Source organism: Nocardiopsis synnemataformans (assembly GCF_965343085.1).
In the GTDB taxonomy this organism is placed as follows: Bacteria; Actinomycetota; Actinomycetes; order Streptosporangiales; family Streptosporangiaceae; genus Nocardiopsis; species Nocardiopsis alborubida.
Genome location: NZ_CBDRFA010000036.1, coordinates 20,871 through 44,455 on the forward strand (window position 1 = coordinate 20,871; position 23,585 = coordinate 44,455).

General features: G+C 69.4%; 19 protein-coding genes. 12 read left to right on the forward strand and 7 right to left on the reverse strand.

Features of this window, described 5'->3' with window-relative positions; translation table 11 throughout:
* The first annotated feature begins 59 nt into the window (after nucleotides 1-59).
* The 5 genes from ACSIH6_RS20900 to fxlM all read left to right on the forward strand — a co-directional run bounded on the left by ACSIH6_RS20900 (nucleotide 60) and on the right by fxlM (nucleotide 5,031).
* Complete coding sequence (locus tag ACSIH6_RS20900; RefSeq protein WP_435109994.1) at nucleotides 60-1,880, forward strand: albusnodin/ikarugamycin family macrolactam cyclase; 1,821 nt, start codon at nucleotides 60-62, stop codon at nucleotides 1,878-1,880.
* Nucleotides 1,877-2,161: a PqqD family peptide modification chaperone gene (locus tag ACSIH6_RS20905; RefSeq protein ID WP_435109995.1), complete on the forward strand. Its 285-nt coding sequence runs from the start codon at nucleotides 1,877-1,879 to the stop codon at nucleotides 2,159-2,161. The genes ACSIH6_RS20900 and ACSIH6_RS20905 overlap by 4 nt, the downstream gene beginning before the upstream one ends.
* Nucleotides 2,158-2,583, forward strand: a complete 426-nt coding sequence (locus ACSIH6_RS20910) for a lasso peptide biosynthesis B2 protein (RefSeq protein WP_435109996.1) — start codon at nucleotides 2,158-2,160, stop codon at nucleotides 2,581-2,583. The genes ACSIH6_RS20905 and ACSIH6_RS20910 overlap by 4 nt, the downstream gene beginning before the upstream one ends.
* 27 nt (nucleotides 2,584-2,610) lie before the next feature.
* Nucleotides 2,611-3,657 (forward strand): methyltransferase domain-containing protein, encoded by a 1,047-nt coding sequence (locus tag ACSIH6_RS20915; protein ID WP_435109997.1) that lies wholly within the window; start codon nucleotides 2,611-2,613, stop codon nucleotides 3,655-3,657.
* A 120-nt stretch (nucleotides 3,658-3,777) separates the two neighbouring features.
* Nucleotides 3,778-5,031, forward strand: coding sequence for a methyltransferase, FxLD system (gene fxlM / locus ACSIH6_RS20920; protein WP_435109998.1), 1,254 nt, complete (start codon nucleotides 3,778-3,780; stop codon nucleotides 5,029-5,031).
* 140 nt (nucleotides 5,032-5,171) lie between these two features.
* Here fxlM and ACSIH6_RS20925 read toward each other — a convergent pair whose 3' ends face one another.
* The gene (locus ACSIH6_RS20925; RefSeq protein ID WP_435109999.1) at nucleotides 5,172-6,311 is read right to left on the reverse strand and encodes an NsdA family TPR-like regulatory protein; all 1,140 of its coding nucleotides are present in this window, start codon (nucleotides 6,309-6,311) and stop codon (nucleotides 5,172-5,174) included.
* Between the two features lie 143 nt (nucleotides 6,312-6,454).
* Here ACSIH6_RS20925 and ACSIH6_RS20930 point away from each other — a divergent pair, with 143 nt between their 5' ends.
* The 5 genes from ACSIH6_RS20930 (at nucleotide 6,455) to hisG (ending at nucleotide 12,252) form a co-directional block, all read left to right on the forward strand.
* Nucleotides 6,455-7,834 carry a glycosyltransferase family 4 protein gene (locus ACSIH6_RS20930; protein ID WP_435110000.1) on the forward strand — a complete coding sequence of 460 codons (1,380 nt, stop codon included), beginning with the start codon at nucleotides 6,455-6,457 and terminating at the stop codon, nucleotides 7,832-7,834.
* Entirely contained in the window at nucleotides 7,834-9,438 is a 1,605-nt protein-coding gene (locus tag ACSIH6_RS20935) for a carbamoyltransferase C-terminal domain-containing protein (RefSeq protein WP_435110001.1), read from the forward strand. The genes ACSIH6_RS20930 and ACSIH6_RS20935 overlap by 1 nt, the downstream gene beginning before the upstream one ends.
* On the forward strand, nucleotides 9,435-10,151 hold the full coding sequence (locus ACSIH6_RS20940; protein ID WP_435110002.1) for a hypothetical protein: 717 nt from the start codon (nucleotides 9,435-9,437) through the stop codon (nucleotides 10,149-10,151). Before ACSIH6_RS20935 ends, ACSIH6_RS20940 begins: the two co-directional genes overlap by 4 nt.
* A complete protein-coding gene (dgt, locus tag ACSIH6_RS20945; RefSeq protein ID WP_435110003.1) occupies nucleotides 10,148-11,326 on the forward strand; it encodes a dGTP triphosphohydrolase in 1,179 nt (392 codons plus the stop codon). The genes ACSIH6_RS20940 and dgt overlap by 4 nt, the downstream gene beginning before the upstream one ends.
* Before the next feature lie 68 nt (nucleotides 11,327-11,394).
* Nucleotides 11,395-12,252, forward strand: coding sequence for an ATP phosphoribosyltransferase (gene hisG, locus ACSIH6_RS20950; protein ID WP_231972400.1), 858 nt, complete (start codon nucleotides 11,395-11,397; stop codon nucleotides 12,250-12,252).
* A 193-nt stretch (nucleotides 12,253-12,445) separates the two neighbouring features.
* Here the strand turns inward: hisG and ACSIH6_RS20955 are convergent, their stop codons facing one another.
* A complete protein-coding gene (locus tag ACSIH6_RS20955; protein WP_435110004.1) occupies nucleotides 12,446-13,087 on the reverse strand; it encodes a radical SAM protein in 642 nt (213 codons plus the stop codon).
* Between the two features lie 204 nt (nucleotides 13,088-13,291).
* On the reverse strand, nucleotides 13,292-14,245 hold the full coding sequence (locus ACSIH6_RS20960; protein ID WP_435110005.1) for a phosphotransferase: 954 nt from the start codon (nucleotides 14,243-14,245) through the stop codon (nucleotides 13,292-13,294).
* A gap of 226 nt (nucleotides 14,246-14,471) precedes the next feature.
* Here ACSIH6_RS20960 and ACSIH6_RS20965 point away from each other — a divergent pair, with 226 nt between their 5' ends.
* Nucleotides 14,472-16,094, forward strand: a complete 1,623-nt coding sequence (locus tag ACSIH6_RS20965) for a hypothetical protein (RefSeq protein WP_435110006.1) — start codon at nucleotides 14,472-14,474, stop codon at nucleotides 16,092-16,094.
* 245 nt (nucleotides 16,095-16,339) lie between these two features.
* Nucleotides 16,340-17,326, forward strand: a complete 987-nt coding sequence (locus ACSIH6_RS20970; protein ID WP_435110007.1) for a pentapeptide repeat-containing protein — start codon at nucleotides 16,340-16,342, stop codon at nucleotides 17,324-17,326.
* A 53-nt stretch (nucleotides 17,327-17,379) separates the two neighbouring features.
* Here the strand turns inward: ACSIH6_RS20970 and ACSIH6_RS20975 are convergent, their stop codons facing one another.
* Genes ACSIH6_RS20975 through ACSIH6_RS20990 form a run of 4 tightly spaced genes read right to left on the reverse strand, consistent with a single transcriptional unit; the run spans nucleotide 17,380 to nucleotide 23,479 of the window.
* Complete coding sequence (locus ACSIH6_RS20975) at nucleotides 17,380-18,468, reverse strand: hypothetical protein (RefSeq protein WP_435110008.1); 1,089 nt, start codon at nucleotides 18,466-18,468, stop codon at nucleotides 17,380-17,382.
* Complete coding sequence (locus ACSIH6_RS20980; protein WP_435110009.1) at nucleotides 18,465-19,286, reverse strand: thiopeptide-type bacteriocin biosynthesis protein; 822 nt, start codon at nucleotides 19,284-19,286, stop codon at nucleotides 18,465-18,467. Before ACSIH6_RS20980 ends, ACSIH6_RS20975 begins: the two co-directional genes overlap by 4 nt.
* A gap of 27 nt (nucleotides 19,287-19,313) precedes the next feature.
* Nucleotides 19,314-20,570 (reverse strand): lanthionine synthetase C family protein, encoded by a 1,257-nt coding sequence (locus tag ACSIH6_RS20985; RefSeq protein ID WP_435110010.1) that lies wholly within the window; start codon nucleotides 20,568-20,570, stop codon nucleotides 19,314-19,316.
* Nucleotides 20,567-23,479 (reverse strand): lantibiotic dehydratase, encoded by a 2,913-nt coding sequence (locus ACSIH6_RS20990; RefSeq protein WP_435110011.1) that lies wholly within the window; start codon nucleotides 23,477-23,479, stop codon nucleotides 20,567-20,569. Before ACSIH6_RS20990 ends, ACSIH6_RS20985 begins: the two co-directional genes overlap by 4 nt.
* Nucleotides 23,480-23,585 lie beyond the last annotated feature (106 nt).

The following is a 23,585-nucleotide window of genomic DNA, read 5'->3' on the forward strand; positions in this document are numbered from 1 at the left end:
CGCCGCCCACCCGCACGGCGGGCGGCGACGCCCTCTGCTCGAAAGGACATCCCCTGTCGATGCGCTGGGTCGCCGGACACCACCACACCCGCCCTCCGCACACCGTCCCCGCCACGGCCATCCCCCTCACCGTCCACCACATGCCGGTCTGGACGATGGACGCGCCTCCGCACCGCACGGTGACCACCGACCAGGCCGCCGTCACCGTCATCGGCCGCTGCGCAGCCAGCGACATCGAACTGCGCACCGCAGCGGAGAAGGCGCTGCGGACCCGGGACTGGTCGGTGTTCACCCACTGGGCAGGCTCCTACCTCACCGTCCTCACCACCAGGCAGGAGACTGTGACGGTTCCCGACCTGGCTGGTACCTGGCCCCTCTACTACACCCACCACAACCACGGGTGGTTCTGGGCCACCCGTGCCCGTCCCCTGGCACAGATCACCGGTGCAGCGCTGGATGTAGAAGCTCTGGCTGCGCACCTGGCCGCTCCCTTGGTCGAAGAGTTGCGCTCCACCCGCAGCCTGTGGCACGGCATCCACCAGGTCCCACCCGGTCACACCCTGCACCTGACCCACGACCGCGCCACCACCATCGCCCCCGCTCCCCTGTCCGGTCTGGACCCCGGCCAGGTCCCGGAACGGTTGCGCACCGCCCTGACCGAAGCCGTCGCCCTGCGCACCCGAGAAGGCGATCGGGCGAGCGCAGACCTGTCCGGCGGCATGGACTCCACCACCGTCGCGCTGCTCGCCGCCCGCACCACCGAGGTGTACGCCGTCACCTACACCGCCCCCGGCCTGGGCAACCACACCGACCTGCACCACGCCCGCACCGCGGCGGCCACCACACCCGCCATCACCCATCGCCTCGTCCACGGCGGCCCCAACACCCTGCCCTACACCGACCTGCACCAGACCACAGCGACCGACGCCCCCGCCCTGGACCTACGCGCCTGGAGCCGCCACCGGGCCTACCTCACACCCGCGGCCGAAGCGGGCAGCACCGTGCACCTGACCGGCAACGGCGGCGACAACGTCCTGTCCACCGGCCCCGCCCATCTAGCCGATCTCCTCGCCAACGGCCACCACCGCCGTGCCTGGACCCAGACCCTCGCCCACGCCCGCCTGTGGCGCGTACCCGCCCACCGCCTCGCCCGCGCCGTTCATCACTTGGCCCGCACCCGCTACCCCGACGCGTTGCGGGCCTTGGCCGACAACCTGGAGCACCGCGCCCGGCCCCCGCGTTTGGAACGCACCCTGTCCTGGACGGCCCCGACCGCCACCGCGGCCTGGCTCACCCCGCCCCTGTGCCGCCTCCTGGCCCACCAGACCCGCCACGCCGCCGAAACCCACGACCACGCAAGGCTCCTGCCCGGACAGTGGGCCGACCACCGGGGCCTGCGCTACTACGCCGCCGGCCACACCACCTTCCGCGACCTCGCCCACCACGACCTCGGCGTGGACATCAGCGCCCCCTTCCTGGACAACGCCCTCGTACGCGCCACCCTGACCGCGCCCTCCTGGACCCGCGCTGACGCCTACCGGTTCAAGCCCACCCTGCGCCAGGCCATGACCGGAGTACTGCCGCCAGGGGTGTGGGAGCGCGCGTCGAAGGACGCCTTCACCACCCACGCCTACCAAGGCCTACGCCGCAACGCCTCGGTCATGCGAGATCTGCTCACCACCGCCCACGTGGGTGAACTCGGCGTCATCGAAACCACACCCGTGCTGGCAGCCTTGAGCCGGGCCGTGGACGGGCGTACCGCACCCCTGGGAGCCCTCGCTCAGGTCATCACCACCGAAATGTGGGTGCGCTCCCTGGCAGACGAACCCGCCTGGTGGACCCAAGCACACCACACCGCCACCGTGGGGGAGAGGCCATGATCGGCCGTGTCCGCCCCACCCGATGGGCCGCCGCGGCGATGGACCCACACGGTCGCGGCGCACTGATCCTGAACCTGCGCGACGGCTCCTGGACCCACCTCAACCCCACGGCCGCCGCCTACTGGAACGAAGCCCTCACCGGAGGCCGCACCCACCTCGACGCACTGACGGCCCTGGCTGAGCGCTTCGACGTTTGCCCCGAACGCCTCGATACCGACCTGCTCCCACTCCTGGACGACCTGCGCCAACGACGCCTCATCACCACACAGGAGCCCCGGTGACCAGTCCCATGGCCCTACCCAACCACCACACGCCCGTGACCTGGAAACTCAAGGCGCTCGCCGCGCTGGCGTTCATCTGCGCGATCTGCCTGCTCCGCCTGCCCTTTCGGACTACCATCGCCACCATCGAAATCCTGCACCGGCTCCCGCTGACCACCCCCACCACCACGGACCCGACCCTCGCGCGCCTCGCGAACGCCTGCGCCCGTGCCGGTGCTTGGTGGCCAGGCCGAGCCGCCTGCCTGGAGACCTCACTGACCCTGGTCCTTGCCGCCGTCTTCACCGGCCGCCGACTCCACTGGTGCCTGGGCGGCCGGTTCGACCCACCCGCCACCCACGCCTGGGCCCAAACCCCCGACGGCACCCCCATCGGAGAAGACGACACCACCGCCTGGCCGTGGACCACAGCTCTGCGCATCTGACCCGCCCACAACGAACCGGATCCTTCGATGACCGACACCACGACCACCCCGCCCGCCATCACTGCCGCCCTGGCCCGGGTGGACGAGACCCACTACCGCGGCACCGACAAACGCGCCGTCCGACAGACCACCCCCGCCTCGGTCATCGAACGCCACCTCCCCCTCCTCGACATCCAGGAAGGCATGCGGGTGTTGGAGATCGGCACCGGCTCCGGCTACTCCACCGCACTCCTGGCCGAACTCACCGGCCCCCACGGAGCAGTGGTGTCCGTAGACGTCGAAGCCGACCTCATCACCCGCGCCACCGGACTCCACCACCAGGCCGGCTACACCACCATCACCTCCCTGGCCGGAGACGGCTACGCCGGAGCCCCCGACCACGCACCGTTCGACCGGCTCATCGCCTGGACCACCCCACCCCACCTGCCCACCGCCTGGATCGAACAGGTCCGCCCGGGCGGGATCATCCTGGCCCCGCTGGTGTGCGCACCGATCGCCTACTCCACCGCCATGGCCCGCATCACCGTGGCCAACGACCACACCCCTGGACCCACCACCTTGTCCCGAGGCCAGTACGTGCCCATGACCACCCCCGCCCTGGACCGGTCCCGCTACGCCACCATCTCCCGCATCATCGACGGCGAGCGTAGCCCCTCCTACATCTCCGCCCCCTGGATCGCCGCTACCGGAACCCGAGGTCTGGCCGAGACGGTGTTCACTCGCATGCTCCACGCTTCCCACACCGAGCCCGTCGATGTCGGCTGGCCGGAGATCGAGCACTTCAAGCTCTGGGCCATCGCCCACGAACCGGCCGGGCTGACCATGGCCCACCGCGGCAAGGAAACCTTGGTCGGCATCACCACCTCTGACCACGTCGGATTCGTCGCCCTGTTCCCCGAAACCCGGCTCGTAGCCGATTCGGCTACGTCACCGCCCCTAGAGCACGTTCGCGACCTGATCCAGGAGTGGAAGGAGCACGGCCGACCAACGATTGACACCGTGGGCGTGCACGCCACACCCATCGACCAAGGGTGGACGCTCACGCTAGCCCCCGCCCCAAGAAGCGTCGCCTGAACACGCGCCCTGCGTCCGACGGCCTCCCCCAAGCCCTATAGAGCCCACCTCTGCAGATGACTGAGGCCAAGACGCTGCTGCTACCTTCACCCGACGTGACCACTCAACGAAACAGGGACCATGACCAGCACCACCACCCCATCAGCGCACACCTTGCGCGAGGCCATGGTCCGTGAGGTGGTCGCCAACCGCGCCCACGTCGGCGTGCCTTTGGCCCCGGCCGTGGAGGAGGCCCTGTCCCAGGTGCCCAGGGAAGCGTTCCTGCCCGGCCTGGAACTGGGTGAGGTATACGCCGACCAGGCGGTGGTGACCAAACGCGACACCGAACGCGGTGTGGCGCTGAGCTCGGTGTCCGCACCCACCGTCATCGCGCTCATGCTCGACCGGGCCGACATCCGCCCCGGCCACCGGGTCATGGAAATCGGGTCGGGCGGCTACAACGCCGCCCTGATCAGCGAACTCGTCGGGCCGCACGGGCAGGTCACCTCGATCGACATCGACACCGACGTCATCGACCGCGCCCACCGCTGCCTGACCGGCGCTGGGTACACCGATGTGCACCTGGCGGTGGCCGACGGCGAGTACGCCTTCTCCTCCCGGGCCCCCTTCGACCGCATTATCGTCACCGCCGGCGCGTGGGACGTGCCCGCCGCCTGGGCCGAGCAGCTCGTGCCCGGGGGGCGTCTGGTCGTGCCCATGCGCATCCGCGGGCTGACCCGGTGCCTGACCCTGGAGCACACCGGCCAGGGATACTGGTCGGCTCTGTCCCAGGACATGTGCGGGTTCGTGCGCATCACTGGCGCGGGCGAGCACTGGGAGGACATGCCCTACCTCAACGACACCGACGGGCAACACGTCGGGTTGCGGCTGGAGGACGGCCCCGACGTCGACGTCCAGGCCCTGCGCATCGCGCTCGCCCAAAAGCCCGTTACCGCCTGGTCGCAGACCCTGGTGGCTTATGACGAGGCCACCGACGCCCAGGACCTGTGGCTGGCCACGGTGGTCGACGATTGGGCGCTGCTCACCGCCGACCCCGGCGCGGTCAAGGCCAAGCTGGTCAAGCCCACCTGGAACCACGGCACGCCTGCCCTCATCGCTCCAGATGGGGCGAGTTTTGCCTACCGCACCCTGCGCCGCCACCCCGACCGTGAGGACCGGTGGCAGTTCGGCGCTATCGGCCACGGCCCCACCAGTGCCGTTACCGCCGAGCGGCTGTGCGCGCTGATACAGGAGTGGGACCACGACTATCGTCACGGCCCCGACCCCAGCATCACCCTGGTCCCGGCCGACACTCCCAACGACCAGCTCCCGCCTGGACGCGTCGTGGACAAGCGGCACACTCGGTTGGTCCTGAACTGGACGAATAGGCCCTGAAGGAGAGGCCGCTCACCCGTGAAGTCCTCAACGTCGTGGAAGTTTCCACCGGGAAGTTCACCATCTTGTCCTGAACGGGACAGGAAGACCCCGTCGCCCTCAGTCTGCGGACGCGGACCCTGGCCGCGACTTAAGGGTTCCTAATACGCTGCAGCACTTGCCGCCCGCATCAGTTCACGCACCGGCATCGGTGCCGCAGCGCGCTCGCTGAGCCCTACGGTGCGGGCGAGCAGAGCGTTGGTGCGTGCTGACCGCACCTGGCCCACCGCAGGGATCACCGCTGTGGTCAGTACTTCCTGGGCGGCGCCCCATGCCCTCAGATGCACCAGCGCGTGCAGTTGGTGGACCGCATCGACCAGCGGCCCGCGCGGGTAGCGGGCAGGACGCTGCTCCCGAGCCAGCGCGAACAGCTCCTGGGCCCGGTCCCAGTTGCCGTTGTCGGCGTGGATCATGGCCTCGTGCCAAGTCAGCTCACCTTCGGTGATCCACCACGCCCAAGGCGGGTCATCGTCATTAGCGCCGTCTTGAAGACGAGAGCGAGCTCGGCGCAAGGTACCCAAAGCACGGATCGGCGTGTTGCTCTGCCCTTGAGACCGCGCCAGACGAAGCTCGAACAGGCAGGTCAGACGGGAGGAGAGCTGCTCGTCGAGCACATGCTCGCATACCTGGCGAGCCTGAAGGGGCAAGCATTCGTGAGCATCGTGCATCGCAAGCTGTGACAAGGCGAACAGCTCACCGCCGCGGTCCTCACCCACACGCGCCGCCAGAACCGAGGCGCTGGTCAGCCGACGAGCCAGCACGTGCTCGTCGGCATCGAAGGCCAGCCACCCGGCCACCTGCAACGCCTCCGCTGCCGCCGAGACCACGTCCGCTGACGCTCCCGCTCGTGCGCTGGCGTGGGCCGTGTGTGCCGCGCGCACCGCTGCGGGCACCAGATCTGTTCCGCCCAAGGCCACGTCCAAAGACACCAGATGGGCACTGGTTGCCCGAATACGACTCGCCTGGGCCGGTGCTCCCGGTTCGACCGGCTGGTCGGCGAACACCTCGGGGTCGACCTGGAGCACCTGGGCCAGCAACAACCGGTAGCGCTCACGGATACCGCTACTGCCTGCTTCCCAGGCCCGGATCCGTCGGGTCAGGCTCTCGGCGGTGGCGGTGTTGTGCCGCCCGGCGGCCTGCACCAGTTCCACCGCGAGCCGGTGCACGTCCCATCCCAGCTCGGTGCGCTGCTGCCGTAGAGCCTGTGCCCACCTGGGCAAGTGCGGGGTCTGTGGGGTCATGGCCCGTTCCTTCCCCCGGGACGGACAGCGGACGCAACCAACGTCCGTGTTCGTCCGCGAACGTCACTGGTGCTGCCTTCGTCTGCGAGGCGAATCTTGTTCTCACGTTCTGTGATCACCCTCTGGCGAGTGTGAGGACCCCCGTGAACTCCGATACCCCCGGCCTGTCCCAGGCCTTCCCCGCTGCGCTGCATCTGTTGACCTACGACGTACGTGGCACGATGACGGCGACCGGGCAACCCAAGCCCACCCGGCAAACCGGCCTGGTCAACCACACCCACCAGCTCCTGCGTGGCCTGGCCGAGCAGCACCCCACCACACAGCTGACCATCACCCGCACCGGCGCGGACCTCCCCGGCTACCTGGGCACGTTGCGCACCCCCGAAGGCCACCTGGTGCGCCTTCGTGGTGTGGCCACCCGTTTTCCGCAGTACCTGGGCGATGCGGCGACCGGCGGTAAGGACCCGGCCCGGGTCCAGCACTTTTATGAGGACCTCATCGACCAGGCCACCAACCCGGTCTGGTCACAGTTGGCACGTCAATACGCCGACCAGGTCCTGTCCGCGGGTGTGGACGACCTGCTGGTGCAAAACATCAACCCCCTGGTCGCGCTGCTCAAGGCCGAGGAGCACTCCCACCTGCCCGCGAAGCGGGTCGAGCGGCTGCAGATCACCGGTGTCATCCACGACGCGGCCCAGATGCATGCCCGGTTCACCTACCTGGCCCAGCGACTGGAGCACACTCGTGCCCAGGTGCGGCTGATCGCGGTCTCTGAGACGATCCGCCGCGCCCTGATCGCAGCCGGAGTGGCGGCGGATGCGGTGCGCACGGTGTTCAACGGCATGGACACCACCAGTTTCCTCCACCAGCTCGACGCCGTACGTCACCACGACGTCTTCTTGCAGGTGCGACAGCGCAACACCCTTGACGCCCAAGCGCGGGTGGTGCTGCTCTCGGCCCGGCGGGTGCCGTGGAAGGGGCACGAGGATCTCATCGAGGCCGCTCACCTGTTGCACACCCGCGGTCAGATGGACAACACCGTGGTGGTCATCAACGGTGCGGGGCTGGTGGACACCCGCACCCCCGGTTTCGAGCGTGATCTGGAGCAGATGATCGCCCAGCGCGGCTTGGGTGGGCGTGTGGTGTTGCTGGATGCCCTCACCCCGCAGGAGGTCGTCAGCTGCTACGCAGGTGCGCATGTGGCTGCTCACCCCAGCCGCGAGCCCGAGCCCTTCGGCTACACCAACATCGAAGCGATGCTCGCCGGGATGCCCGTGATCACCACGGCCCACGGCGGCCCGGCCGAGTACATCGACCACGGCCACAGCGGTCTTTTGGTGCCTCCGCACAATCCCACGGCTCTGGCCCAGGCCCTGCACCGCGTCCTGTCCGACCCGGCCCTGCACCAGCGCCTGTCCCACGGGGGCCGCGCCAAGGCCCTGACCTTCGGGCTGGAGCGGATGTTCACCGCCTACGCCCATGTCCTGTCTCGCACCCCCGCCGCTGTGAAAGCGAGCCTGTGATGACCTACATCCTCGGCGTCAACGCCGGTACGGCCACCTACCACGACGCCGCGGCCTGTCTGGTCGACGACTCCGGCACGGTACTGGCCTACATCGAGGAGGAACGCCTGAGCCGGATGCGTCACGCCGTGGGCACCCACATGCCCACCCTGGCGGTGGCCGCCTGCCTGCGCATCGCGGGCATCGACGCCCACCAAGTCGACGCGGTGGCCGTGGGCTGGGACGAACCGCGCCTGGCAGCCGCGGCTGGCCGGGGGTGGGAATTCACCTCCCCAGCCCACTTCCTGGCCGCGCTGGGATTGCCCCACCGGCCCAGCCTGCACTGTGTGCCCCACCACCAGGCCCACGCCGCCTCGGCCTTCCACGCCAGCGGCGATGAGGCCGCCGCGGTGCTGGTGGTCGACGGCAACGGCGAAAGCGAGTCGACGTCGCTGTGGCGAGCCCAACGCGGTCACCCCCTGGTCCAGATCGCAGTGTGGCCGCAGGTGGCCAGCCTGGGCCACCTGTACGAGGCCGCCTCCAGCTGGCTGGGGTTGGGCAAACGCGGTGCCGGAAAGACCATGGGCCTGGCCGCCTACACCGACCAGCGCCCCGATCCGGGGTGGATCCGTGTGGGCGAGCACGGCCTGCTCTCGGTCCTGGGCGATGACCCCACCTTGGACTATGAGGCCACCCGCGGCCGGTGGGCCAACCACATCACCCGTTTCGCCGGCGCCGCCCGCCCCGAGCATCCCGCGGCCAGCCTGGCCCAGGACGAGCGTGCGGTGCGGGTGGCCGCCGCTGCCCAGACCACCGTGGAAAACACCCTGGCCTGGCTGGTCGAGCAGGCGCGCACCCTGAGCGGTCTGCAGCGCGTGTGCATCGCCGGGGGAGTGGGCCTGAACTGCGCCGCCAACGGCCGCTTGGACGGGCCGGTGTACGTGCCCCCGGTACCGCACGACGCCGGGGTGGCCCTGGGAGCGGCCTGGACCCTGGCCGCCCCCACCCGTCCCCAGGTCATGGACCCCTACACCGGCGGCACCCCCGGAACTTTGCCCGAGGTCGACGGCGGCCGGGTCCGCGACGTGGACGCCGACCACATCGCCGACCTGCTCCAGCAAGGCAAGATCGTGGGGGTGTGCCGGGGCCGCAGCGAAGTGGGCCCGCGCGCCCTGGGACACCGCTCCTTCCTCGCCCTGCCCACCCAGGCGCGGATGCGCCAGCGCATGAACACGCTCAAACGCCGCGAACAGTGGCGACCCTTTGGCCCCCTCACCCACCACGGCCAGCACGGGTGGTGGGAGCCCTCACCACACCTGCACCGCTACATGCTCGGCGCCGCCCACCTCAGCGACACCGGCGCCGCGCTGATGCCCGCGGTGCGCCACCAGGACGGCACCACACGCCCCCAACAGCTCCAACCGGGCGCCGAAGACCTGGTGTGGGAGGTCCTGGATGTTCTCGCTGGACGTGGGCACGCGCCGGTGCTGCTCAACACCAGCTTCAACGGTCCCGGCGAACCCCTGGTCGAGACCGCCACCCAGGCCCTGGCCTGCGCCAACCGCCTGGGCGCCCACGCCCTGGTCACCGACCAGGTGCTGGTGGAACTGGAGGACAAGGCGTGAACACTCTGCCCGCCCGGCCGCCCGCCGGGTACGAACTGATCGGCGACGGCGAGCACAGCCGCGTCTACCGCCCACCGCACGGCGGCCGGTTCTGTGTGCAGTACTTCCTGCCCCAAGCCCCCGAGCTCACCCCGGACAAGGTGGAGACCGAATACGCCTACCTGATGCGCACCTACACACCCACCTGCCCCAACCTGATCCCCGACCAAGTCCTCATCCGCCCCGCCGCCGACGCGCCGCTGTGCCAGATGGTGCTGGTCAAGGAATGGGTGCCGGTGCGCACCGAGTGGAACCTGGGCCGAACGAGCGCCGAGCAACTGCCCGCCTCGACCCGCCACGACCTGGCCGAGTTCATCGCCACCACCCGCCACCTGCTGGAGCGCGTCCCCCACCAGGACGTGCTGTTGCCCGACATCATCGACGACCGCTTCTTGAACCTGGCGGTCGACACAGCCGGACGGGTGCGGCTGGTGGACACCAACCGGCTGATCAACACCCGCGCCTTGCAGGCGCTGGGCCCGGGCCAGAGCCTGGACATCCAACGCAGGTGGATCCACGGGCGCTTCTTGCGGCGGCTGATGTACCTGGAGGCCGCCTTCACCGGGCGCACACGCACCGACCTGCGCGCCGACGCCCTCTACCGCCGCTACCTGAGCGAGGCCTCCATCACCACGCTGCTCGACGCCAGCACAGCGGCAGGGGAGCAGGTGTGAACGAGCACGACCTGCAACGCCGCACCCCTACCGCGGGCAACCACGACCCCCTCGAAGAGGACTACTCCCGCGTGCTGCGCTCTGCGGCGCTGCGCCGCCTGGGCGGTGTATCCCAGTCCCTGCATCTGGAGGAGGACGCCACCACCCCCCGCACCCGCCTGACGCACTCGCTGGAGGTGGCCTGTATCGCAGGGCGGATCGCCCAGCGTGTGGGCGCCCACACCCGCCTGGTCGAAACCGCCGGACTCGCCCACGACCTGGGACACCCACCCTTTGGCCACTACGGCGAAAGCGTCCTGGACTCGCTGGGCCAGACCGCAGGCGGGTTCGAGGCCAACGCCCAGACCTTGCGCATCCTCACCCGCCTGGAACCGGTCGGCCACAGCTCGGGGCTGAACCTGACCCGCGCCACCATCGACGCCACCTGCAAGTACCCCTGGCCCCACCAGGAGGGCCAGCGCAAATTCGGGGTCTTCCCCCAAGACGCCCACGCCTTCGCCTGGGCCCGCCACAGCGCTCCCCACGGCGCGGTCAGCATCGAAGCGCAGATCATGGACTGGGCCGACGACATCGCCAACGCCACCGGCGACCTCGAAGATGGCGTGCGCGCCCGCCTGCTGCGCCCACGCGCCCTCACCGAGAACGCTCACCGCCGCTTTCTCAGCCACCTGGCCGCCGAATGTCTGAGCACACAGCCCGCGGAACACATCGACCAAGCCGCCCGCGAACTCCTGCAACTGCAGGAGTTCGCGATCCTGGCCAAGGAAGAAGACGACGCCACCCCCCGGACGCGCGAGGCGCTGTGCGCGCTGACACGCACCCTCACCACCCGCTGGGTCCAGGCCACCACCGCCCAAGGCACACCGGTGCGCCGCCACCACGCCCACATCCGCGTCGAGCCTCGCGCCCACGCCGAAGCGGCCTGGATCAAGGCCGCCACCTTGCACCACGTACTGCGCCCACCCCAGCGCCGCACCCACCGCCCCCACATCCGGCAAGCCCTCACCCACCTGTTCGAGCACCTGCACCACCACCCCGACCAGCTCAACCCCAGCGCACACCACCTCTGGCACAAGGCCACCACCAGCCAGGACCGCACCCGCGCGGTCCTGGACCACATCGCCACCATGACCGAACCACAGGTCAACTCCCACGCCCGCACCCACGGGCTGTAGCAAACACCCCACAGACCACGTCTGGACCTGAAACCATGGCAACGTCCACCCACACACGAGAGGCACCCATGTCGTCCATGCTCCGCGTCGCCGTCCCCAACAAGGGCTCCCTGCACGCCAAAGCGGTCGCGATGCTCCATGAGGCCGGGTACCTGCAGCGCACCGACTCCAAAGAACTCGTCGTCACCGATGAGGCGAACAACATCGAATTCTTCTACCTGCGTCCCCGTGACATCGCGACCTACGTCGGTTCGGGGAAGCTGGACATGGGCATCACCGGCCGTGACCTGCTCATCGACTCCGCAGGCCCGGCCGAGGAAGTCCTGGCATTGGGCTTTGCCCGCTCCACCTTCCACTTCGCCGGCGACCCCGACTCCGCCCGCGGCGTGCACGACCTCCACGGCAAGGTCATCGCCACGTCCTACCCCTCGGTCGTGGCCAAGCACCTGGCCGACCACGGGGTGGACCCCGCAGGCATCGTGCGCCTGGACGGCGCGGTGGAAACCGCGCTGCGCCTGGGCGTGGCCGACGTGATCGCGGACGTGGTCGAAACCGGCGCCACCCTGGCCCACCTGGGGCTGCGCATCATCGGCGAGCCCATCATGCGCTCCGAAGCCGTCGTCATCCAGGACCGCAGCGACACCAAGACCGAAGCCTCGACGCGATTCCTGCGCCGCCTGGGCGGCGTCCTGGTCGCCCGCGACTACGTGCTGCTCGACTACGACATCGAGGCCAACAACCTGGAAGCGGCTGTGGCGATCGCCTCCGGTAAGGAGGGGCCGACCATCTCTCCGCTGCACCGCGAAGGCTGGGCGGCCGTCCGTGTCATGGTGCCCACCGCTGAGGCGCACAGCATCATGGACCAGCTCGAACAGGTCGGCGCCCGCGCGATCCTGGTGACCCAGATCCGGGCGTGCCGCGCCTGAAGCCTCCTTGGACTCACCCCAGGCCATGGGGTGAGTCCACAGGTGTTAGACCCTGGGCCCGCGTAGGTAGCGGCGGGGATCGTTGTCGTAGTAGTCGACGTCGCCCAGGGCCGCTGGACCCGTGACCAGAGTCCAACCCACAGGTGGGCCCCACCCGGATGGAGTGGGGCCCACCTGCAAACCAGACGCGCTTTCATGGGACCGCACCACCGTGAAACCTTGCGTCCCGACCTCCTGCCCCTGGCCAGGGCCGGTTAGCGCTGCCGGGCGCTCTCCAGCTCAGCACGGCTGAGCACCGTGGGATCGTGCCTGGCCTGAGTGATCTTCTCCAACCCCGACGAGGGCTCCAAGGCGCTGCGCGAGCCGACGGCTGGGGCACGGCGGTGACATCCGACAGGTTGAGCTTGGTGATGACCGTGTAGAGGCCGACCCGGGACCGGGGCGAGGAGCCGCGGGCAGCCAGCAGGGTCGTAATTCCGCGGACGACTCCTTCCCAACCATCGCCTTCCCGGCGGGGCGGGCGCCAGGTGTCGTTGTAGTCGGGGTCGGTAGAGTCCAGCGACACGGAGACGCCCTTCACTCCCAGCTCCACCAGGCGCTCGGACATGCCCGGCTGGTTCAGTGCCACGCCGCTGGTGCACACCACGACCTCGATCCCGCCGTCCTTGAGGATCTTGATGAGATCCAGGACGAGCCGCCACATCAACGGCTCGCCGCCGGCAACGAAGACCCGACCTACGGCCGATCCCTTCAGGGTGCGCGCCAACACCATCACCTCCCTGGTGGGCAGATCGTGGGGCGAAAAGTGCGACAGCAGACCGGGGGTCTTGGCCACGCGCTGCTCGTCGAGCTACGTGAAGTAGCAGGGTTTGCACTGGTGTGAGACACAGTAGGGACGCAGCACCCACAGCAGGCTGATGGTCTGCGGCATCAGGGTCATGGTCATCCTCAAACGATCGGGCGGCCGCGGGCGCGGCCGCTGCTGCTCGTCGGCCGGTGGCGGCCAGGGGGTGTGGTGACGCCTGGCCGCAAAGGTGGGTCAGCCATGCCAGGGGTTGTCGGGGAGCTGTAGGAGCCGTACGCGGGCGTGCTGGGTGTCGAACTCGGCGGCGCGGGTGTGGCGCTGCTTCCACAGAATCGCGAGCCAGCGCAGGGCGCAGGTGCGCTGGGCGGCGAGGAACTGGTGCCGGTTGGCGGAAGTGATTCCGAGGTCGGGCAGGAGCGGGATCCAGGTGCTGTCGGGGATCTCGCGGGCGCTGATGTGTTCGATCAGGTCGGCGGCGTCGAAGAAGCCACTGCTGTGTCCGCTGTACTCGAAGTCCACGCACGGGGCGCGGTCGCCGTCGCGGAGCCAGTTGAGGAGGTTGGAGTCGCCCCGGGAGAACACGGCGGGGGCCGTGTTCTCCCTCACGAGTTCGGCGTCGCCGCTGGCGTGCCAGGCCGCGAGCAGGGCGCGCATGTCGGCGGTCAAAGGGTCTTCCTCGTGGTTCGCGAGGAGTTCGGGCCAGCTGCTGGTGAGGCGCAGCAGGTAGTGGGCGCCGGAGTCGATGCGCTCGATGTCGGCGAGCAGACCGGACAAGGGCACATGCTGCAGGCGACGCGTGGTGCGGGCCAGGCCTTTGAGGGCGGCTTCGCGGTCGGCGCTCTCCAGGAGCGGTGTGCCCGCTACCAAGGTCATGCCGATGGCGGGGACGCTGTCGTCGTTGAGCCACAGCGGGCGGGGGACGCCGTCGACCTCGTGTTCGGCGAGCAGGGTCAGGGCTGCCCACTCGCGCTCGACGCGGCGGCGGTGGTGGCCCTTGGTGTAGAGCTTGATGCAGATGGGCCCGTGATCGGGGTCCTCCCAGGCGTAGACGCTGTTCTGGAGGCCTCCGGTGAGCGGGCGCAGGCCATGGCTCTCCAACACGTCCTCAAGGCGGGTCTGGCTTGCGGTGCGGGCGTCGCGCAGCCTGGTGAGAAGAGCGGTGGGCGGGGCGAGGCGCGTGTGGTGCATGCGAGGTACTTCCTGAACTCTGGTGGTCGGCGTGGGGGACGGACAGGTTGATCGCTTCACTGCAGGAGAGAGCTGTGTTTGATCCTCAAACACCTGCATCGGCCCTGGTGCGGCCCTACAGGGATGGCACGTTTGCGGAAACACAGATCCTCCTGCGGGAAGGAACGGCCTGTGTTCTTGCGAAAGGGGCAACACCGCTGGTTTCCATCTGATTACCTTGACCCCCATGGACCTGACCGGCTGCCCCTCCTGCTCGGCCACCCGAGGATTTCCATGCCGACGTTCTGACGGCACCACCCGTGCGCTACCCCACCCGGCACGGCTGCTGGCCGCGACCGTGTGCTGGCTCATCCCCCTCCTGGCCCGGTGGATCCCAGTACGGGAACGCTGGCGCCTCGCCCGAGTTCTGATCACCCATGGCGACCCGCCCTCCGGTACGCCCGCGGGTGATCAACCCGAATGGGACCGTGTCTGGCCGCGGCTGCTGTTCATCGGCGACACGGCCCGCCAGATCACCCGTGACCTCAAGCAACCCCACCTGTTCGTCGACTTCACCGACCTGGCCACCTGCGCGCGTGCCCTGGGTCGACAAGCCAACGACGCCTACAAGCTCATCTGCCAAGCCAACACGACCCCGGGGTTACGCCTTGACCCCGGTGACGATCTGATCGCCCTGCGTCACAAGATCGACGTCCGTCGAGGCGAACTCCTCGACGCCGATCTCGCACTGGCACACCGTGAACCTGATTCCGAAGCCACAAGCTGGACGATCGACTACCAACCCGATGGGGCGTTTCAGGCCCGCACCACCCACACCGACGGCACCGCACCGTGGACCTTGTGGGGAGCGGCCCCCACACCGCGGGCGGCGGCTCACACGGTCACCGGGTTCTTTCATGAGTGCCCGCCCGCACTCGCCTTCGACCCGGTACCGACCACCGCTGACCGACCTTTGACCCCCCATGCCGTTCCCCGGAACCTGCCTCACAGTTCCCTGCTGATCGAGCAGCTCCTCGCTCACCGGGGTGTGGCCTACGACGAACACATCGCCGCCTGCGCCAAGGCCAGGGACCTGCTCGGCGCCGTGGTCGTGAAGGAGTATCTGGCCGAGCGTGCTCAGTGGCTCAACACCCACCACCCCCAGCTTCCTGATGCCGACAAGCTCGAAGATGTGGGCGCGCCCACCAACCGGGACCACGCAGGCTCCGTACAAACCGCTTACTGGGTGCCTACCTCCTTGGTGGTGGCTACAGGCAACCGTCCCTGGGGAGAGTTCGGCACACACCGCCCCGAGGTACCCGAACAGATCGCTCATGGTCTTCGCGCCAGCGACAACCTGGAGGCCTTCACCGAGGAGCTGTTCGAAGGCGGACCGATCGATCTCACCCGCATACCGGCGTGGGCAGGCCCCCTCTACACGGTCGGATCCAACGGCAACCACCGGACCCACACCGCCCGCATGCTCGACCTGCCCTGGACCGCGGCAGTAGTCCACTACAACCCACCCGCCACCCGGTGGGACCTGCTGGGCATTCTGGCCGAGGATCCGGAGGAAGACCACCAGGTCAGCGACGAAAGGTGGGAGCAGCGACACCACGAACGTCTGATGCTCATCGCCGGGCTCCTCCGACGCGGGGTCATCCACGGGGAACTCATCGGGGCCGATTCGCAGTTTCCCACCCTGGCCTGCCGGTGGCTGCCAGCACCGTGGCTGTTGCGTGACGCTGTCTACTCCACCCGCGTCAACGCCGTCTATGAGGCTCTCTACCCCGGGGCGTTGCTCCGCCTGGGCATACCCGAAGGAGTGGGCACCGACCCTGAGGCCTGGAGCGCATGGCTCGCCACATGACCTCACGCATCGAACACGTCGCCCCCGCGGGCAAGAGCGGGTACCGGCGGAGCGCACCACGGGCACAGGTTCGGTGACCAAGGGGCGGCTTCCCGCCTAGCCCGTGCCCTGGGAGAGGCAACTGCTGAAGCACAATCCCTCTCACCCCACCAGGTGCCAGGGCGCAAGCAAGACCGTCCGGGAAATGGGCCGGTCGCCAACGGTGATGTCGGTGCAGGTGCCCGCACAGGTAAGAAGGAGCGGTAATGGAAAACGAAGAAGCCGGCAACTCCTTTATTGGTGATAACTCGGGTGTCGTCATACAAGCTGGAAAAGTTCACCTGGCATACAGTGAGGCGTTCCAGGCTCGCAAAGGGCTGACCGAGGCCACCCAGCGACTGTTCGACAGTCCACCGGTACTCCAGGCCGCAGCCCTGGACGAACTGGAGGCCATAGGGTGCAAGTTCCCCGATCTCAGGCAATCGGTCATAGACGTCGTGTGCGCCTTCCTGCGCGAGAAAGCGCGCACAGACAATCAACGCGTGGGCGGGAAGGCTCAGGAGATATTGAGTCGGAGGCTGTCGAGCTACGACTTCCACCAGGGTCGCTGTCCTCGCGGTGAGCTCAAGCTCTGGGAGGATATACGCATCGACCTGAGCGGAGCCCGGCTCCAAGACTTCTTCTTCATGGATGCGGATATCGACCAGATCGACTTCACTCGAACCGAATTCTATGGAGAGACACGGATGGAGGGCATGCGAGTCTGGGAAGAGGCAAAATTCAACGATGCCGCCTTCCGTGGGGTCGCACACTTGGAGGCGGCGCGCTTCGAGCACGGCGCGTCCTTCGCGAACGTCACCTGCAGTGACTACGCATACTTCGAAAGGTCCACGTTCGATCACTGGGCCGACTTTGCAGGAGCGAAATTTCAGGGTCGTGCAGTGTTTCGTGATGTGAAGTTCCAAGGCGTATCCTGTTTCAGGAACTCTTCGTTCCACACCGACGCTGTGTTCGAGAGGGCTGAGTTCGAATACGAAGCGTACTTCACGAACGCCGATTTTCCTCCAAACGTCTTGTTCGAAGAGGCAGTCTTCGGCGATCTGGCTGACTTCACTGGAGTGGATGGATCCTCGGGCTTTTGCTTCTACAGAGCGAGGCTGCTGAGTCCGTATCTGCACCACCGGTCCCCTGTGGGGTGGATTGTGCGGGAGCACGAAGGCGTGGGGTACATCCTGCCCGCGCAACAGGGATGAACGCCCCGAAGGCAAAAGCACGGCGAAACGCCCCCAGGATCAGACGACACGCTCTAGGTAAGGAACCTGGCAGCCTTGGCACAGACCTGATCCAGACGTGCGTCCACCCCAAATGGCTCTTCGTTTTCGGCCAGTTCCGCGCGTGCGACACGCGCTCGCAGTGCCTGCTGCTGGTCCTTGGCCAACTGCGGTGCGACGACGGGAGAGCCCAAGGCCGCAGTGGCAGTATGAGCATCGTCGGATTGCAGAACACCGAAGAGGACGTGGTCGAGCAGAGCGCGATGTTCTGGCGCCAGCTCGCACGCCAGCACCCCCAGCCGCGCGGCGAACACCGCCCCACCCGGGGTGGGTGGTAGGTGCAGGACGGCGTTGACCATGGCGGTGGTGGCCGCGGAGGAGTCCTGCCCCGATGCGAGGCGGGTGGCGGTGGTCAGGCAGGCGGCCACCGCATGCTCCCACGCCTGTGCGCAGTCGGTTGTGGCCAACAGCCGGGTGGCGGTGCCAGGGTCCGTGCGGTGCAGGGCGGCCAGCACGGCGACTTGGCGTCCGTCCAGCAGCCGGGTGCCGATGCCGTTGTAGCGGTGGAGGTGGTCGACGGCGTCCTGCCACCGGCCCGCTGCGCACAGGGCTCGGGTGCCGTCGGCGAGTAGGACCGCCCACAGGAACTGGCGCAGCTCGGCGCGTTCGGCAGCGCAGGCGACGAGGCCGCCAACGGGGCAGGTCCGCCCGAGTAGTTGCGCTGGCTCCGCCTGGTCGGCGGCAGCGAGCAGCGACTCCAGCAGTGTGTAGGCGTCGGAGGGGTTTCCGGTGCGGATGGCCAGGCGGGCCAGGTTCACCAGCGGTTGCAGGGCAAAGGTCGCCGCCTTCACGGTCAAGGGCGCCGCGGGCAGGAACGCCTCGTACTGTCGCCAGCACAGGGTCGCGGCCAGGTCCGGGTGGCCGGTGTCGCTGGCCAGGAGCGCGGCCTTGTTCATCGCCTCGCAGGCACGCGCCATCCCTTCTTCGGCGCCGTGGGCGTGCTGGGCCTGGTGGACGAGTTCGTCGAGTTCGGTGAGTCGCCGCTGTAGGGGCAGCGCTGCAGGCCGGGGGCGGGGTACCAGCGGAAGATAGCGGATCGCCGCAGGAAGCTCGGGCCCGGTCATAGCCCCACCGTCTCGGGGTCGAAGATCGTCTGGGCGGCGGCGTGGGAGAGCACCGCCTGGACTGGTGCGGGGATGGCGAGCCGGTTCCAGTGAAAGATGACGAGATGGGCCAGGACGCCTCGTAGTCCGCGCTCCAGACGGCCGCGGGAGTTGAGATCGCTCAGGGTCTGGGCGCAGGTGTGGAAGGCCTGCGCCCAGGGGGCGAACCCGTCGAAGGCACCGCCAGGGCAGAAGTGCGGGGCGCGCGGGCCGGGGTCCACGCTCAGCAGGCGGTGCACCTGGGCGCAGACCTTGTCCGGCACCGGGGCGGGCACGGAGCGAAGGGTGGCGACGCGATCCCACACATCACCCTGCTCGAAGGGGTCCAGGCCGGCGGCGCGCATGAGGGTGTGGCACAGCAGCAGCGACACCTCCTTGCGGCGGCCGGGACCCTCGGTCGTGGCCAGGAACCGGGTGAGGTGGTGGGTGTCGGCGCAGAACAGGGTGTGGGCTGCGGCCATCGCGTCTGGGCCGCCGAAGGCGTGGATCTCGGGTTCGTAGATCACCGGAGTCCAGCTGCTGATGCGCCCGGCGTCGGTGAGCTCGTCCAAGAGCTCACCTACCCGCTCCCTCATGGTCGCCTGCGCTGTCGGGGCGCCGGTGAGGTGGAGGCGGCACCGCCACGCGCCCTTCTTGCGCATCAGGAACCATCCCCTACCGTTGCACTCCAGGGTGGGGGACAGGTGGTGGACACCCACCTGTTCGGCTGTGGCCGGGGTGGGGAAGTCGACGTTGACCTGCCACCACACGTCGATGGGGGCGGGGGCCTGGTTGGGCATGGTCGGCTCCTTCCAGAAGGGTGGTGGTCAGGCCAGGGCCAGATGGGCGTCCCACGGCACACCGGGAGCGGTGCCGGTGGCGTAGGTGTGCAGGGCCAGGGCGATACCGGCGCGGCCGTCGAGGAACTCCGGGTCCTGGACGTCGTCGTGATTGAGCCGGTCAAGGAGCGCGGCGGCGACCCGGTCCAGGCCCGCTGCCAGGAGAGCGCCGGGGGCGTCGGCGTTGACGCGCCACGCACAGTGCAGCAGCCCGGCCCAGCCGTGGCACAACCCCAGGTCGGTAAGGGCATCGAGCTGGGAGACATCGCGCAGGCAGTCGGCCATGCTCTGCTCGGCCATGGCCCGCCGCTTGTGGTCGTTGAGGGCGAGCCCGGCGAGCTGCTGGGCGCGGGCCAGCCCGGGGGTGCCGTAGCACCAGCTGGGCCGCTGCCCGGTGGCGGCAGCGTTGGGGCCGTTCTTCCACCGCTGCGGGGTGAGGTAGTAGGGCCACCACATCCCCGCTAGCGGGCTGTGGCGGTAGGCGTCCAGGACGGCGCACACCCGGCCGATGGCCTCGGTGTGCCCGCTGACGGTGACGCCTCGCAGCACCGCCAGCGACAGCACGGCCAGGGGCGCGCTGATGCCGTGGGCCACCCCGAGGTTGAGGTGCCCGCCGGGGAAGTCCGGGTCCAGGCGGGCGTGGGGGGACTGCTCGCTCCACCAACCCGGCCGCTGGTCGGGGTCGTCGGCCAGCGGCCAGGTCAACCGCACCAGGTAGGCCAACACCTGGCGGGTGATCGTCGCGTCGGGGTGGGTGTGCAGGTGGTAGAGGGCCAACCCGGTGAGTCCTTGGATGAGGTCGAACTCGGCCAGGGGTGGGCGCGCGCCGCAGTCGATGCGGGCGTGGGCCTGGGCCAACCGGTGCTGGGTCAGGCGCCTGGTGGCCTCGTCCAAGCGGGTGCGGGCCCGGACCAGGTGAGAAGGGGAGGTCGCGGCGATGGTCGTGACCAGGCCCAGGGCCGGGGCGCCGGACCACAGGGTCGCGGTGCCGCTGGCGTTCACCGGGCCCGTCAGGGCGCGGGTGATCCAGGTGTGGGCGGTGTCCCAGGACCCGTGCCCGGTGCGGGCGGCCTCGATGTGGGCCAGCGCCACCCCCGCGGCGCCACCACCCACCGAGGCGGGGCGCGTGCGCAGGGTTGGTTTGCCGGGCAGGAACCGCACCCGATCGGGATCGGCCAGCTCCTCCCGGATCACCTGGGCTGCGGCCAGCGCCCGCTCCACGGTCGTGACGTTGGTGGTGTTCACCGATGCTCCTTGAGGCGGGCGTTCCAGCTCAACGCGGCTGTGCGTGCCAGCGCCAGGCACGCCCGTTCGGCGTCGGGGTCGGGGCCAAACAGGCGGGCCGAGTGCAGGTGCAGCAGGTCCGGCAGCACGTCCTCAACACCGGCTCCCAGGTCAGTGAGGGCCTTGGCGTAGGCGCGGGCCGCTACGGCGCGGTGGCTCCAGGCGTCCTGGATCGGGGTGGGAAGGCCCTCATGTCCGGGATCGGTGAGGGTGATCGTCTGCGCGGCCTCGGCGCGGTCGGTGGGCGCCGGAGGCGCGTGGTCGATGAGCCACCGCCAGGTGGCAGGTGCGTCGTGGTGAAGGTGGTGGACGAGGTCGACCATGCTCACCGCTGCCCACACCCGCGTCCCGCCCTCGGTCGGGTCGGCGGCGAGTTGGGCCGTCACCGCGCGGGAGTCGGCGACGAACAGGGCCTCGGCGGCCTCCATCGCCACACCGGGGCCGAACCTGCCGGACTCGGGGGTGTAGGTGTCGTGGACGATGGCGGCGACCAGGCCCCGGTCGCGCAGGCTGCGCGTCCAGGCGTGCACCGCCGTGAGTTGATCGGGCTCTTCGATCCGCACCCGCAGACGCAGGTGGGGGTCGGGGTCCTGATAACGCAGGAACCACCAGGTGAGCGGTGTTCCGGCGCAGGCCAGGTGGGGGAGTTCGCCGGTGATCAGGCCGCTGGTGTGGTCGGGGTGGCCGTACAGCTTCACCGAGCACCACCCCGCGGCGGCACCGGGCAGGTGCTCGCCCGTGCGGGGGTGCGCCGACCCGGGACGAAGACGGACCGAGATCGGCTTCTGGTCCGCGGTCAAGGTGGCCACGACCTCATGGGCTCGGCCACCGATCCACGCCAGGTCGGCGTCGGTGGACGCTTCGCGCAGGAACACCCGCCCGGCCGCGGCCAGGTCGGCGCGCACCAGATCCTGGTGCGCGGGCAGATCCAGGTCAAGCAGGAGACGCTGGTCGTTCTCCCCGACCTCCACCTTCGTCGGCACCCGGTGGGTGGTGCGCCACCGGCGCAGGCCTTCGACCCATTCCCGCCACGGCGCCCGGGGGCCGGGAAGAGTATGGGCGTCCAACCGCCACCGAGTAGGGGCCAGGACGCACTGCTGCCAGCGCACCCGCGGTAGCACCGGCAGGTGCGTGGCGGCTCCCCAGGAGAAGGGGATAGGGACGGTGGTGCGGCTCCAGGGCAGTTCCGCCAGGAACCGCAGCAGCGGGTGGGCGGCGCGGGTGAACTCGATCGCGGACAACACCACCGGCTCCACCGGCCGCAGGTCCTGGCGGGTGACCAGGTGCAGATGGTGGGGGTCGGCGGTGACGGCGAGATCATCCAGGCCCAGGGCGCGGGCGTCGGCCGGGTGGTGCTGGCCCAACGCCAGGCGGGTCGGCAACACCGCAGGGGTGCGTGAGACCTGGTCGCCGCGCGCGGACGCCGCCGGGCAGGTGAGCTGGGCCAGGATCGCGTCGCGGCGCAGGGTGGGCAGGCGCCGGTACAGGTCGCTCAGAGCGTTCCGGCCCGGGGACGGGAGGAGGTCGAGGAAACGTCCCACGGTGGTGCCCGCCCCACGGGACACTCCGGCGACGACGACACGAAAGTCACCGGTGTTGAGGGCGTCGCGGCTGGTGGCGTGGACGCGCACCCGCAGTTCGGTGTGCGGCCACACGGTGTTGGGCCAGGTGGCGCCGAGGCGGTCCAGGAGGGCGTCGTCCAGCACGACTTCGCCTGTCCCGTCCAAGGTGGCGCGCTGGGCCAGGTCCAGCAGGACCGCGTCGCGTTCGGAGAGCGCCTCAGCGGCAGGTGCGGGCAGCCGGGAGCCGTGGAACCCCGCCGGGAAGCCCAGCCCCCGGTCGGGATCGCTCACCTCGACCACCGGTACCACCGCTCCGCTCCCGTAGCGCTCGCAGAACCGGCGGTGGTAGTCGACCCAGGCCGAAGGGCCTTCGCGTACGGAGGCCAGGCGCGCCAGGACATGGGCGGCTTCCTGGATCTGCCAGGCGACGGTGCGCGGCAGCATCAGATCACTGTCCAGACGCACATCCACACTGGTAGGAGTGTCTGCGGGCGCCACAGTTACCAGCGCCGCATGGGCCTGGCCCGCCGCGTCGGTGCGCATCGTGGGGGCAGGTGCGGTGCCGTAGTCGTGCAGGATCCGGTGGGCCTCTTCCAGGTGCGCCAGGACCGCAGCGGTTTGGGGGTAGCGGTCAGCGTCGGCATCACGCGCCGCCGTGATGAGGTGCCCGAGCGGGTCGGGGGTGTCCATCGGCGGGTGCAGGCACGTCAGCAACACACGGTGGCGTACCAACGTGTCCACGAGAGCGCGGGCGGCGTCCTGGCGGCCGGGGAAAGCCGCGATCAGGGCCGCTTCCACCTCCGCCCAAGGTGTGGGGGTGCGGGCCATCTCCATGGCCATGCGCATGGGCGTGGTGTGACGCAGTGATGAGTGGGTGCTGCGGTCGGTACCCGGTGCCGCTTGGTGCTCGACGATGACTCTCCCGTCGCGGACGACGGCGAGGTTGTTGACGACGACCCTCAGGCGGGCGGAGAACTCCGTCTCGCACGACTCCAGCCGGGTGATGGCTGCCGTGACCCATGTTGTGCTCACCCGCGCCACGGTCTGGTGGTCGGTGCCAATGCCCCCGGACACGGTGGAGGTGAACGCGGTGGAGGCGATGCCAGCGAACAGACCGAACGGTGTGGCCCGGCTCTGGGCGCGCAGCACATACCGTGCGCAAGAGCGCACCACCCGGGTGAGATCACGTCCGCTCCCGCCTTCGCGGCAGATCCGATCGATCTGCTGAACCAGAGTGGGACTCGCGTGTTCGATCGCTGGCCCCAGCACGGGATGCACACGCACGTGCCGCAACCAGGTAGTCCACATCTGGCGGTGAGAACTGTCGACAGGGCCCTCCGGCCACGGCGGAAGAGCGTGAGAACCTGCGAGCGTGGAGGCCCGCAGCACACCGGTGGGGTGAGCGGTGAATCGA